The sequence below is a fragment of the Rhizobacter sp. P2_D12 genome, from assembly GCF_056404395.1.
The window spans coordinates 1-13,098 of the sequence record NZ_JBFUEB010000009.1; the positions used below are offsets into that span (position 1 = coordinate 1).

At 70.6% G+C, this 13,098-nt stretch carries 11 protein-coding genes and 1 tRNA gene; 8 read left to right on the forward strand and 4 right to left on the reverse strand.

Annotation, left to right across the window (positions count from 1 at the left end; translation table 11 throughout):
- The 3 genes from AC1DYN_RS04365 to AC1DYN_RS04375 all read left to right on the forward strand — a co-directional run.
- Positions 1-839: SPFH domain-containing protein (locus tag AC1DYN_RS04365; RefSeq protein WP_477957886.1), on the forward strand; the 839-nt coding region annotated here is incomplete at its 5' end.
- Between the two features lie 61 nt (positions 840-900).
- Positions 901-991 (forward strand) — tRNA-Ser (locus AC1DYN_RS04370).
- An 82-nt stretch (positions 992-1,073) separates the two neighbouring features.
- Positions 1,074-1,604, forward strand: coding sequence for an HD domain-containing protein (locus tag AC1DYN_RS04375; RefSeq protein WP_477957887.1), 531 nt, complete (start codon positions 1,074-1,076; stop codon positions 1,602-1,604).
- A gap of 22 nt (positions 1,605-1,626) precedes the next feature.
- Here the strand turns inward: AC1DYN_RS04375 and AC1DYN_RS04380 are convergent, their stop codons facing one another.
- Complete coding sequence (locus AC1DYN_RS04380) at positions 1,627-3,435, reverse strand: carbohydrate-binding protein (RefSeq protein WP_477957888.1); 1,809 nt, start codon at positions 3,433-3,435, stop codon at positions 1,627-1,629.
- Positions 3,436-3,579: 144 nt separating this feature from the next.
- Positions 3,580-4,335: a carbonic anhydrase gene (locus tag AC1DYN_RS04385; RefSeq protein WP_477957889.1), complete on the reverse strand. Its 756-nt coding sequence runs from the start codon at positions 4,333-4,335 to the stop codon at positions 3,580-3,582.
- A gap of 276 nt (positions 4,336-4,611) precedes the next feature.
- On the opposite strand from AC1DYN_RS04385, the gene AC1DYN_RS04390 reads away from it, so the two are divergent.
- The 4 genes from AC1DYN_RS04390 to AC1DYN_RS04405 are packed head-to-tail and all read left to right on the forward strand — an operon-like array spanning position 4,612 to position 8,303.
- The gene (locus AC1DYN_RS04390; protein WP_477957890.1) at positions 4,612-5,211 is read left to right on the forward strand and encodes a hypothetical protein; all 600 of its coding nucleotides are present in this window, start codon (positions 4,612-4,614) and stop codon (positions 5,209-5,211) included.
- A gap of 6 nt (positions 5,212-5,217) precedes the next feature.
- Positions 5,218-5,853, forward strand: a complete 636-nt coding sequence (locus AC1DYN_RS04395) for a hypothetical protein (RefSeq protein ID WP_477957891.1) — start codon at positions 5,218-5,220, stop codon at positions 5,851-5,853.
- Positions 5,850-7,085: a hypothetical protein gene (locus tag AC1DYN_RS04400; RefSeq protein ID WP_477957892.1), complete on the forward strand. Its 1,236-nt coding sequence runs from the start codon at positions 5,850-5,852 to the stop codon at positions 7,083-7,085. The genes AC1DYN_RS04395 and AC1DYN_RS04400 overlap by 4 nt, the downstream gene beginning before the upstream one ends.
- Before the next feature lie 18 nt (positions 7,086-7,103).
- Positions 7,104-8,303, forward strand: a complete 1,200-nt coding sequence (locus AC1DYN_RS04405; RefSeq protein ID WP_477957893.1) for a hypothetical protein — start codon at positions 7,104-7,106, stop codon at positions 8,301-8,303.
- On the opposite strand, the gene AC1DYN_RS04410 is transcribed toward AC1DYN_RS04405, so the two are convergent.
- Positions 8,275-9,918: a cyclic peptide export ABC transporter gene (locus AC1DYN_RS04410; RefSeq protein ID WP_477957894.1), complete on the reverse strand. Its 1,644-nt coding sequence runs from the start codon at positions 9,916-9,918 to the stop codon at positions 8,275-8,277. The two genes, AC1DYN_RS04405 and AC1DYN_RS04410, sit on opposite strands and share 29 nt — an antisense overlap.
- Before the next feature lie 70 nt (positions 9,919-9,988).
- Between AC1DYN_RS04410 and fhuF the strand changes: the two genes are divergently transcribed.
- Positions 9,989-10,738, forward strand: a complete 750-nt coding sequence (gene fhuF / locus AC1DYN_RS04415) for a siderophore-iron reductase FhuF (RefSeq protein ID WP_477957895.1) — start codon at positions 9,989-9,991, stop codon at positions 10,736-10,738.
- 23 nt (positions 10,739-10,761) lie between these two features.
- On the opposite strand, the gene AC1DYN_RS04420 is transcribed toward fhuF, so the two are convergent.
- Positions 10,762-13,092 carry a penicillin acylase family protein gene (locus tag AC1DYN_RS04420; RefSeq protein WP_477957896.1) on the reverse strand — a complete coding sequence of 777 codons (2,331 nt, stop codon included), beginning with the start codon at positions 13,090-13,092 and terminating at the stop codon, positions 10,762-10,764.
- Positions 13,093-13,098 lie beyond the last annotated feature (6 nt).

Here is a 13,098-nt window from a genome sequence, read left to right on the forward strand (position 1 = left end):
CCTGGGTGGTCGAGCGGCTGGGCAAGTACGACCGCACGCTGGTGCCGGGGCTGAGCTTCGTCGTGCCCTTCATCGAGCGCGTGGCCTACAAGCACTCGCTGAAGGAGGTGCCGCTGGACGTGCCGAGCCAGGTCTGCATCACGAAAGACAACACCCAGCTGCAGGTGGACGGGATCATCTACTTCCAGGTGACCGACCCGATGCGCGCGAGCTACGGCTCGAGCAACTACGTGTTCGCGATCACGCAGCTGGCGCAGACGCTGCTGCGCTCGGTGATCGGCAAGATGGAGCTGGACAAGACCTTCGAGGAGCGCGACTCGATCAACGGTGCCGTCGTCAGCGCACTCGACGAAGCGGCCGGCAACTGGGGCGTGAAGGTGCTGCGCTACGAGATCAAGGACCTGACGCCGCCGGCCGAGATCCTGCGTTCGATGCAGGCGCAGATCACGGCCGAGCGCGAGAAGCGKGCRCTGATCGCCGCGTCCGAAGGCCGCAAGCAGGAGCAGATCAACATCGCGACCGGCGAGCGCGAGGCCTCGATCGCGCGTTCCGAGGGCGCGCGCCAGGCCGAGATCAACAACGCGCAGGGCGAGGCAGCGGCCATCACCGCGGTGGCCGACGCGACGGCCGGCGCGATCCGCAAGATCGCCGAGGCCATCCGTGAGCCGGGCGGCGAACAGGCGGTGCAGCTGAAGGTGGCCGAGAAGGCGGTGGATGCCTACGCGCACCTGGCGCAGAAGAACAACACGATGATCGTGCCGGGGAACATGACCGAGGTGGCCGGGTTGATCGGCACGGCGATGGCGCTGATGAAGTCCAAGGGACCCGGCCAGGCCTGAGCGAAATTCCCGGCTGCGCGGGCCGAACGGGCCTCGGAGCTGGGATAAACTCGCCGGCTCCGGAGAGATGGATGAGCGGTTTAAGTCGCACGCCTGGAAAGCGTGTGGGGGTTAACAGCCCCCCGCGGGTTCGAATCCCGCTCTCTCCGCCAACCGATCCCCTCGTGGGTCCGCCGGATGGTCTCGCGCCTCAACCGTTCGCCCTGGATCAGGGCTGACCTTGCCGAGAGCCGCATGAACGACACCGCATTGATCCTCCGTGCCGCGTCCTTTGCCGCGCACAAGCATCGCAACCAGCGCCGCAAGGATGCGGACGCCTCGCCCTACATCAACCACCCGCTGACGCTGGCCTGCATCCTGGCCGGCGACGGCGGCATCACCGACGCCGCGACGCTGTGCGCGGCGCTGCTGCACGACACCGTCGAAGACACCGACACGACCCCCGCGGAGATCGAGGCCGGGTTCGGCGCGGAGATCCGCGCCATCGTCGAGGAAGTCACCGACGACAAGTCGCTGCCGAAGGCCGAACGCAAGCGCCTGCAGATCGAGCATGCCGCCCACATCAGCGACAAGGCCAAGCTGGTCAAGCTGGCCGACAAGATCAGCAACGTGCGGGACATGAATGCCGCGCCGCCGGCCGCGTGGCCGCTGCGCCGCCGGCAGGAGTACTTCGACTGGGCCAAGTCGGTCATCGACCGGCTGCGCGGCATCCATCCGGGGCTCGAGGCGGCGTTCGATGCCGCATATGCCCGTCGCCCCGGCTAGCACGCGCTGCGGTCAGCGCACCTCATTGCCCTCCCGGCGTCACGCTGAAACCGTTGAGGTTCCAACCGCCCGCCTGTGCCTTGAAGCCGAACTTGTGCGTGCCCGCCGTCAGCGTCAGCGGCACCTTGATCGTCGTCCAGTTCTGCCAGCCGCCGGTGGCCGGCACCGACACGCTCGCGTAGACCGGTGCCCCGCCCGCCTCCTCGAAGCTGAACCAGCCGCCACCGTTCAGGCTCGCGACGCGGAACGCGATCGTGTAGGTGCCCGTGCTCGGTATGGTGACGGGCGTGCCGGCATACGACAGCCAGTCGCCCGCATCGATGTAGCCGACCGACTGACCGCCGCCGGTGTCGGTGGTGGCCTCGAGCTGCACGCCGCTCATCTGCGAGAACGTGCTGGCCTTGACGGTGGCGATCGGCGTCGACCCGCCGCCGTCGGCGCGCTCCACCTGGAGCCAGTTGAGGTTGAAGCCGCCGGTCTTCGTCGAGATGCCGAGCACCTGCTTGCCGGCCTTCAGCGCGACCACGTGGGACACCGTCGTCCAGTTCTGCCAGCCCCCGGTGGCGGGCACGCTGACCGTGCCGAACACGGGCGTGCCACCGCCCTGCTCCAGTTGCAGGCTCGCACCGCTGCCGGCGCTGGCCACGCGGTAGGACACGCGGTAGCTGCCGTCCGAGGGCACGTCGACGGCATAGGTCATCCAGTCGCCGGCCTCGATGTAGCCCAGGTTGCTGCCGCCGCCCGTGTCCGTGGTGCTCTCCACCTGCACCCCCGACATCTGGCAGAAGCTTTCGGCCTGCAGCGTGGCGGGCACGGCCGTGTTGCCGCAACTCGTCGGCGTGCTTGCAGGCCAGCCTTGCACGATGCTGCGGGCCAGCTTGCCCGACGCGGTCAGCATGCTCTCGGGCCAGCCGCCGGTGGTGCCGGCACCCGGCACCAGCGCGGCCGAGCCTTCCGCCGCATCGTCCAGCGCCCAGTTCGCGTTGCTCAGCTTGCGCGCCTTCATGAAGTCGACCCAGGCGCTGGTCTCGGCGCTCGCCACGCCGCCATTGCCGTCGGCATTGACCGAGCCCCATTCGGTGACGAACAGCGCCAGCCCGTTGTTCATCGCGGTGCTCGCCTTGTCGCGCAGGAACTGCCCGTGCGTGCCAGCGTAGAAATGCAGCGTGTAGGCGATGTTCGGGAAGCCGGTGATCGGGTCGCGCGAGGCCACGTCGGCGTCCTGCGACCAGTTCGGCGAGCCGACGATGATCAGGTTGTCCGGGTCGATCGCGCGGATCGCGCCGATCACCGCCTGCGCATAGGGCTTGACGTTGCCGCTCCAGCTCGCGTCGTTCTTCGGCTCGTTGTAGATCTCGTAGATGACGTGGTTGTTCTTGCCGTAGGTGCGGGCCATCTCCTGGAAGAACTCGATCGCCTGCGCCTGGTACTGGTACGCGTAGTGCGAATGCCAGTCGATGATCACGTACAGGTCGTTGGCGATCGCCGCATCGACCACCGCCTTCAGCCGCGCCTTGTTCGAGGCCGGATCCTGCAGGTAGCCGCCGTTTTCCTCGACACCCATCGCGGCGCGCACCAGCTTCGCCTTCCAGTCCGACTTGAGCCAGCCGACGGTGCCGGCGTTGTAGAACTTCGCGCCCGGCCAGCCGTTGTTGCTCCAGTAGTAGCTCACGCCCGACACGCTGCCGGGCACCCCACCCACCAGCACCTGGTTGCCGCTGACCGACAGCGGCGGCACGTCGGCCCATGCCGGTGCGGCCATGCCCAGGCTGCAGGCCGCCGTGGCCAGCGCGGCCAGGCGCTTCGAGGCGGCGTTGACGATCTTCCCCATGAATCCCCCTGTGGTTTGACGTTGTGGAGCGTTCGTTGAAAGCACGCGTTGAAAGCGTTTTCAGAACGCCCCGCAGGGTAGGCGCTTTCGGCGCCTTGCCGGGCTTCGGCCGGGGTAACAGGGGGTTTCAGATGCCGCGTGGCGCTACATCGATTCCTTCACCACCCGCTCGTTCGCCTGCTGCAGCGGCCGCGCGTTGCTGCGAAACAGGTGGTGGAACGCGTCGATCTGGCGCCGGCCGACGGTGACGGGCGTCTTCAGCACCATCCAGTGCACGCCTTCCGAGCACGGTGGGGTCGTCAGCGAGCCGTCGAAGTCGTAGTAGCCCAGGTCGGCGGGCAGCATGCCGGCCAGGTCCAGCGCCAGGCCGGCCACGGTCACCGTTTYGCCTTCCCGCGGCAGGTGGCGGAACAGCGGTTCGAAGGCCGCCGTGGGCTTGCCCGGCTGGATCAGCACGGCCACCACGCCCAGCGAGCCGTCGGCGGCCTTGTGCACGAAGTGCGCGACCATCGCCGCGCGCCGGCCGCGGATGCTCTCTTCGCTCGGCGTGTGGAAATGGAACTGCAGCAACTCGTAGCTCACGCCGCCGACGCTCAGCATCTGCCCCGGCGGCAGGTTCACCTGGATCGTGTGCCCGTTGTTGACCAGCGTCGGCGCCGCACTGGCGTAGCGGAATTCGAGCGCCGGCAGTGCCGTCTTCACGGTGCGGTCGATGTTGATCGGGCTCTGGCGGTGGCCGCTGGCACAGGCTTCGAAGCCGGGAGCGAGTTCCGACCAATGCGCGGGGCCCTCGTGTCCGGCGTAGGCCCAGTGCGGCGCGGCACCCTCGGCATGCGCCGCCAGGTGGGCCAGGGCGACCAGGGCGATCGAAAGGGTCTTCGGCAGGAAAGCGGGCTTCATCGGACTCCAGGGGGCTTGGGCCGTCGCAGCGGACGGGGTCTGAAATTCTAGGGTCCGGTTCCCGCGCTTGCCATGACGACGCCATGACGGCGCGGTGTCGCTTCATGTCTGCCCGGCGCCGAGGCAGCCGATGCCGGCGGCCACGCCCTGGATCTCGCGGCGTAGGAGCCGGCCTACGCCAACGCGCGACAACTCGCCTTGCCTTGCCTCGGGAGCGGCTCCTACAGTCGATTCACGTCGCGCCGCCGGTGCGTCGTTCGCGAGGGAGAAGAGAACATGCAGACAGCAACGCGCCTGCTGGCGTCGGTCGCGCTCGCCGCGGGTTTCGCCCTGTCATCACCGGCCCAGGCCGTCGAGTACGCGCTGTTCGACCTCGGCACGCTCACCGTCGGCCAGCGCATGTGGGCCACCGGGCTGAACGACCAGGGCCAGGTCATCGGCCACTCGTACGGCGACCGCCTCGACGACGGCATCTCGGCGAGCAACCAGTACCAGGCTTTCACCACCGGCATCGACGGGCGCGGCCTGCGCAGCCTGGGAACGCTCGGCGGCAGCTGGAGCACCGCATACGACATCAACAACGCCGGCCAGATCGTGGGCAGTTCGCAGACGGCCGATGGCTCGACGCGCGGCTACGTCACCACCGGCGGCGCGATGACGGAGGTCGGCACCTTCAACGGACGCGGCGTGAGCACGCTCAGCCGGATCAACGACCGTGGGCAGGTGGTCGGCCTCGCCTGGAACCGCTACGAAAGCCCCCGCCTGAGCTACGACGCCGACTACCTCGGCTTCATGGCCGACACCCCCACCGGCCCGATGCGCGCCCTCACCGGCCCGGCCGGCCAACCGCTGCAAGGCCTCGGCCTGAATGCCTAGGGCCGCGTGGCCGGCCTCACGGCGGCCTTCGGCCCCGGGCCGAACATGGCCTTCGTCACCGGCCCCGACGGCACGTCGCCCGGCGCCGTCTTCCCCGACACCGTCAGCGCCGGCGCGATCAACGACGCCGGCCAGGTGACCGGCATGCGTGCGGTCTTCAGCGCGGGCTGGGGCGGCACGGCCTTCATCGGCACGCCCGGCGGAACCCAGGAGTACCTGGATTTCCATGGCGTCGCGAACTACGTCGACGGCCTCTGGAATGGCGCGGGAACCCAGTACCTCAACACCACCAGCTACGGCATCGCGCTGAACGAGCTCGGGCAGGTGGCTGGCCGGTTCGCGTCGCCGAACGGCAACTTCGCGTTCATCACCGGCGCCGACGGCCAGGGCGTGATCAACCCGGACACGCTGTTCACGCTGCCCGATGGCGACCACTTCGTCGCAGCCCTCGACGTCAACGAACGCGGACAGTTCATCCTGAACAGCGCACTGGGGCATGCCTACCTGATCTCGCCGATCCCGGAGCCCGCGACGCTCGTGCTGTGGGCTGGCGGCCTGCTGCTCGTCGCATGGTCGGCGAAGAAGTCGAGTCCGGCGGGCAGCGCGGCTGTCGCACCACCCACCCATGGAGGCATCGCATGAAGGCCACCCATCTGCTCGCCATCACCGCGCTGGGCGCGGCCCTCGTCACTGCATTGCCGGCGCAAGCGCAGTCCACGCAGTACCAGCTGTTCGACCTCGGCCAACTGACCAGCGGCGACCTGATGTACGTGACCGGCCTCAACAACAGCGGGCAGGTGACGGGTTACGCCTACACGGCGGGCTACAACGGCTGGTCGTCGACCGACGACTACCGCGCCTTCGTCACCGGCGCCGACGGGGGCGGACTCAGCGCGCTCGGCACGCTGGGCGGCAGCTGGAGCAAGGCGGCGGCCATCAACGATGCCGGCCTGGTGGCCGGCAGCTCGCAGACCGCGGGGGGCGGCTACCGCGCCTTCCTGGGCGGCACCGGCCACGCGACGCTGCAGGACCTGGGCACGCTGGCCGGCAGCACCAACAGCGCCGCGGTCGCGATCAATGCCAGCGGCCAGGTGATCGGCACCGCGTCGGTCGATTCCGCCTCCGGGCCCCCGTTCCAGGACAACGTGCGCGGCTTCATCACCGGCGCCAACGGCCAGGCCATGCAGGGCCTGGGCACGCTGAACAACGTCGCGCTGGTCGGTCGCGCGATCAACGACCAGGGCCGCGTCGCCGGCCACGTCGGCGACAGCCTGCTGAACCAGCAAGGCGCCTTCGTCACCGCGGCCAACGGCAGCGCGCCACACTCGCTGCCGGCCGACGTCATCGATGCGACCGCGATCAACAACGCCGGCCAGGTGGCGGGCAACGCGAGCGGCCGCCTCGGCGTGGAAAGCAGCGATGCCTTCCTCGGCATCGGCAGCACCGGCGCGCAGTTGCTCGACTTCCAGGGTGTGCCGAACTGGAACGGCGGCTACCTCGGCGGTTCGGGCCAGTACGGCCCGGCGGGCGCCAGCCAGGCATTCGACGTCAACGAGCTCGGCCAGGTGGCCGGGAGCTTCGCGAACCACCAGCAGCAGCGCAGCTATGCCTTCATCACCGGCGCCAACGGCCAGGGCGTGATCAACGTCAACAGCCTGTTCACGCTGCCGGACGGCGACTACTTCTCGTCGGTGACCGGCATCAACGACGAAGGGCAGTTCGTCGTCAACACCGGCTACGGCCATGCCTACCTGATCTCGCCAGTGCCGGAGCCGGCCACCGCCGCGTTGTGGCTGGCCGGGCTGCTGCTGGTCGGGCGGCTGCTGCGCAAGCCCCGCGCCGAGCCTGGCCTGTCCGTTCCCGCCTGCGCCTGACGGCAGCAGGAGCGCCGCATGGACGCCCTGCAACTGGTCTCGTCGCTGGTCCTGAGCGCAGGGCTGGTCGCGGTCGCGCCGGCCCGCGCCGCGCCGTACACGCTGTTCGACCTGGGCACGCTGGGCGCCGGCGACCTGATGTACGCCAGCGGCATCAACGACCTCGGCCAGGTGGTCGGCTACGCCTACAGTGCCGGCATCAACGGCTGGTCGTCGACCGACGACTACCGCGCCTTCGCCACCGGTCCCAACGGCGCAGGCCTCACCGGTCCGGGCACGCTCGGCGGCAGCTGGAGCAAGGCCTGGGCGATCAACGACAGCGGCCAGGTGGTGGGCGATTCGCAGCTTGCGGGCGGCGGTTTCCGCGGCTTCATCGGCGGCAACGGCACGCCCTTGCGCGACCTGGGCACCCTGCCCGGCCGCACCAACAGCACCGCCACCGGCATCAATGCGTCGGGCCAGGTGATCGGCAGCGCGACCGTCGACTCGATCACCAACCCCGGCTTCCAGGACCGATGGCAGGGCTACATCACCGGCGCGAACGGCCAGGGAATGCAGAACCTGGGCACCGTGAACGGCCTGTCCGTGATCGGCAAGGGCATCGACGACAGCGGTCGGGTGGTGGGCCACGACAGCAACAGCCTGCTGACGCCGGGTGCCTTCGGCACGGGCCCGGGCGGCAGCAACCCGGCCGCCCTGCCCGTCCCGATGCACGACGCCAACGCCATCAACAACCTGGGGCAGATCGCCGGCAGCGTGGTCAACCCGGACAACCTGAACGAGATCGACGCCGCCCTCCGGAGTGCCGGCGGCAACACCGCCGCGCTGGATTTCCATGGCGTGCCCGGCTACTTCTTCGGCGGCGACGACCCGGCGATCACCACGCCGCGCTCGACCAGCTGGTCGCGCGACATCAATGCCGTCGGCCAGGTCGCCGGCAGCTTCCGCAGCCTCTACGCGCTCCGCGATTTCGCGTTCATCACCGCGGCCAACGGCCAGGGTGTCATCAACGTCGACACGCTGTTCACGCTGCCCGACGGCGACTTCTTCGTCGAAGCCACCGGCATCAACGATGCCGGACAGTTCATCGCCAACACCCGCTTCGGCCACGCCTACCTGATCTCGCCGATCCCCGAGCCGGCCACGCGGGCGCTGTGGGCGGGTGGTCTGCTGCTGATCGGCCGCAAGCTCAGGCGACCCGCGCCTCTCCCGGCCTGATCACCTCCTGCATCACTTGCCCCGCCCGCATCCGCACGATGCGGTCGGCCACGTGGAAGTAGCGGTCGTCATGCGAGATGACCACCAGCGTGTGCCCCTTCGCGCGCAGCTCCGGCAACAGCTCGGTGTAGAACAGCTGGCGGAAGGCCGGGTCCTGGTCGGCCGCCCATTCGTCGAACACCAGCACCGGCCGCCCTTCGAGGTAGGCATGCACCAGCGCCAACCGCTTGCGCTGGCCGGTCGACAGGTCGGTGGTGCTGAACGATCCGTCCTGCACCGACACCTTGTGCGCGATCTCCAGCCGCTCCAGGTAGGGCTGCGCCGCCGCCGGCACCGCCGCCACGAGATCCTGGAACAGGAAGAAGTCCGAGAACACCGTCGTGAAGAGCTGCCGGTAGTCGTCGCGCGATGCATCGGTCACCGGCACGCCGTCCAGCAGCAGCTCGCCCTGCTGCGGGGCGTACAGGCCGAGCAGCAGCTTGACCAGCGTCGTCTTGCCCGAGCCGTTGTCGCCGACCACGAAGACCAGTTCGCCGCGGCGCAGCGCCAGGTCGACCGGGCCGAGCGCGAAGCCTTCGCCGCCGCCTTCGGGCGCGTCGAACGCATAGCCCACGCCGCGCAGTTCGATCGCATGCCGCAAGCTCACCGGGCTCGGCGGCCGGTCCAGGTGCAGGTGCGGTTCCGGCGTCGCAAAGCGCAGCGACAGGTCGCCGATGCGCTGGAACGCCACCTTGGCGCGCCCGACGTTCGGCAGCACGCCGACCAGCTGGTCGATCGGCCCCTTCAGGAACAGCAGCACCAGCACGAAGCCGCTGAGCACCGGCGGCGCCACCGTGCCGACCGCCGCCCAGCCCAGGATCACCGCGATCAACAGGAAGAACAGCGCCGAGCCGAAAGCCGTGCCCAGCACGTAGGTGTTGATCGCGCGCTGGTTGACGCGCCGGATCTCGTCGACGGTGCCGTCGATCTGCCCGGCCAGCATGCGCGAGCGGCGCTCGCGGTGCATGCGCAGTTCCTTCGCGCCCTCGCTGATCCCGCGGTAGGCCTTGTGCAGCCGCTCCTCGCCGTCGCGCGCGCGCCAGAAGCCGGCCTCGCCGCGCGTCAGCACCGCCGCCTGCACGGCCGCCCCGACCAGCAGCGCCACCAGCAGCAGCCCGAACATCGGCGGCGACAGCCAGGCCAGGTAGCCCAGGCAGCCGAGCGTGATCGACAGCGCGATCACGGTGGACGCCAGCACGAAGCCGGCGTCGCTGATCATGTCCACGTCCTGCGTCAGCACCGGCATCAGGCGGTGCGTGCGGTAGCGTTCCAGCGCGTCGATCGGTGCCGAGAGGATCTTCTGCGCCAGCGCCTTGCGCACCTGCGCCACCAGGCGCTGCCCGACCAGGTTGGTCGACATGTCCGAGACGACGCGCCCGAGCAGCGCGATCGCGCACAGCGAGACGAAGGTCAGCAGCAGGCCGCCGGCCAGGCCGCCGCTGCGGTTGAGCACCTGGTTGATGGTGCCGAGCAGCGCCACCGTCGCGGCGCCGGCCGCCATGCCGGTGACGATGGACAGCAGCAGCCAGGGCAGGAAGGGGCGCAGCAGGCGGGCGATCTCGGCGGAAGGGTTCATGCCCTACAAGACGAACGCGCGCGGCCGGCGTTCAGCCTGAACGGCGCGGCCCGTGGTTCGTCTCCTGGGCATGATTCCGTTGCTGCAACCGATCTTCCAGGGTGCGTGGGCATCGCTCGGCGAGACACTGGTGTGCGCCGCGCGGCCACCGGCCGATGCCGTGCCGGTGCAGCGGCTGATCGACGAGCCGCCGCGGGTGGACGAGCTGCTGCGCCGCCACGCCCGCCACCGCGGCGTGGCCGCCGCCGACCTGCGGGCGGTGGCGTCGAGCTGGTGCTTCGCCTACCTCGATGCGCTGCTGCCGCCGGTGGTGGCGGCGGCGAGCGTGCTGCAGCACGTGTTCCCGACCGCGCCGCACGAGATGCGGGTGGTGGTCGGCGACGACGATGCGGCGCCGCGCAGCTTCCACATCGGCCATGCCGGCCGGGCGCATCCGGGCAGCGGCTGCGCCGAGCGCCTGGCCCCGCTGGTCGACCTGCACCTGGCGCCCCTGTTCGCGCAGCTCGCACGCTGCTCCCGGGTCGCGCCGAAGATCCTGTGGGGCAACCTCGCGCGCCGGCTCGATGGCCTGTTCGAGCAGGGCCTCGCGCTGAGCGGCCACGCACCGCACGTGGCGCTCGACCGCGACACGCTGCTGGGCCGGCCGCTGTGGCATGACGGGCGGACGAACCCGCTGATGGCTCGGCAGCGGCCGCATCCGGGTGCGTCGCGGACCATTCCGTTGCACCGGCAGTGTTGCCTGTTCTATCGCTTGCCTGGAGAGGCGTACTGCAGCGCCTGCCCGTTGCGTAGCCCGGATGCCAATCCGGGGTTTGCCTGACACATCCCGGATTGGCATCCGGGCTACGGAAGCCTTGTCGTGCGCAGCGCCGGATCGCGCGCGATCTCGTCCTCGCGGAACGGGAAGCGCAACCAGTCCTTGCGCGCGTAGCGGGCCAAGGCCCCGCCCTCGCCCAGCGTCTCGTCCTCGCCGTGCGCCAGCAGCGTGTGCGCCACCACGCCCCGCGGGCCGAAGCGCACCAGCTGCAGGTAGGTGTTGGCCACCGCGTCCGGCCCGATCGGGTGCGTGTCGTCGCCGTCGCACATCACGCTGAAGTAGCCGGCGCCATGGCAGCCGCCGTACAGCGGCACCGCCTTGCCGCCGGCTTGCACGAAGCGCCGGCTGCCCAGCGGCGCGTCGAGCGCCCAGCCGCGTTCGGCAAACGCGGTGACGGTGGCCGCCAGCGCCTGCGCCACGCGCGGGTCGTCGCCGTTCGGCGCGCGCGGCGTGTCCAGCGGTGCAGCGCGCGAGAACGGCACGCGGAAGAACTCCGCCGGCGGGATGTCTTCGAGCCGCGCCCAGAAGGCATCCCACAGCAGCGCGCCGCGCGCATCGGCATCGGCGCGGCCCGACCAGCGCTTCAGCACCTCGCAGGCGCGGTCGATGTCGGCACTCGCCGGCGTGGCGCATGCGGGGCCGAGCAGCTCTGCCTTGAACAGCTCCGCCGACAAGGCCCGCGGCGCCAGCACCGCCTGCCGCAGGCGCTGCTCGAGGGCCGCGGCCGAGCGCGGCGCCACCATCGCCTCCTGTGCGATCCGGTGCCCCAACCGCCCGCGCAGAGACAGTGCCTGGCGTTCGCCGCCCAGGCCCTTCGCGAAGCCCTCCAGCGGCTGGTGCACGTTCGCCAGCCACAGGCTGTCGTTCATGTTCGCGACGTAGTCCTCGCGCAGCAGCCCCGGCTGGGCCGACACCGGCATCGCGCCCGGCTGCACCGCGGCCGCATCGGCCTGCCAGTCGCAGGCCGAGCGGCTGCCGTCGAGGAAGGGCGTGACCGGGTCGAGCGCCGCGAAGCCCTGCGCCAATGGGGTGGCGCAGGCCGCGCGCAACGCGTCCGGCACGTTCGGCAGCGCGCCGACGTCGCCCAGCCACACGCGCGCATCGCCGCGCCCGATCGCCGCGGTGTTGACCCAGGGCATGCCGGCCTCGCGGCGCTGGATCGCGATGAAGTCGTCGAGCGAGCGCGCCTGGTTCCAGGCAAAGAAGGTGCGGAACACGCGGAAGTTGTCGGCGTTGACGTCGCGCAGCGCGATCGCATGGGCCGTGCCCCAGCCGTACGGCGCCGCGCGCCGGCCCAGGTCGAGCAGCGGGCCGAAGCGGCTGCGGTACAGCGTGCGCGTCTGGCTGCGCAGCGTGCCGTCGGCGCCGCGCACCGACACCGTGACGGCCCGCACCTGCATCGCCTCGCTGCGGCCGTCCACCAGGTAGCGCTTCGGGTCGGCCGGGTCCAGCGCCAGGTCGAACAGCCCGAAGCGCCGCGCGGTCGACACCGTGTGGCTCCAGGCGACGTGCGCGTTGAAGCCGAGCATCACCAGCGGCACGCCGAGGAAGGCCACGCCGGCCACGTCGACCCGGCCCGGAATGCTCAGGTGCATCTGGTAGAAGCGATCGGGCCCGCCCCAGTACCAGTGCGGGTTGCCGAACAGCACCGCGCCGCGCTCGCCGGTCGCCTGGCCGCCGAAGGCCAGCATGTTGCTGCCGAGCGCCGGCTGGTCGCCGATGGATGGCGCCAGGTGGGCCCGCAGGCTGCCGTCGCCGGCCGCCGCGCCGACTGTCGCACTCGGCACCGCATTCACCAGCTCCGGGATGAAGCGCGCATACCCCGCCGCGATCTGCGCCGAGTACAAGCGCCGCACGATGTCGTCGACGCCGATCTCGCGCACCCAGGCCTCATGCAGGCAGGCCTGGCGCGGCGGCGTCGCCGCCGTGCGGCGCGCCTCGGCCAGGTAGCGGTTGTAGCCGGCCGCGAAACCCGCCGCCGATTCGAGCAGCTCGGGCGGGTGCGCGGCCCGGGCCCGCGCCAGCATCGCGTCGTCGGCGAACGCGCGGAAGAAGAAGTCCAGGTCCAGGTTGGCCGGCCGGCCGAAGGTCGACAGCCGCACCGGGCGGGCCTCGGCACCGAAGTACTGCGAGCGTTCGCCGCGGTAGGTCACGAAGGCCTCGGCCAGCGTGCACAGCGCGTCCTGCGCCTGCGCGTAGCCGATGCCGACGCCCAGCTCGCGCCAACTGCCCGCCCGCACATGCGGGATGCCGTCCGCGGTGCGGCGGATCTCGGTGGCCACGGCCGGCGCACGCGCCTGCACGGTCTCGGCCAGCATGGCCAGTGCGAGCGCGGCGATTCGGATCGAGGGATGCATCGGCTG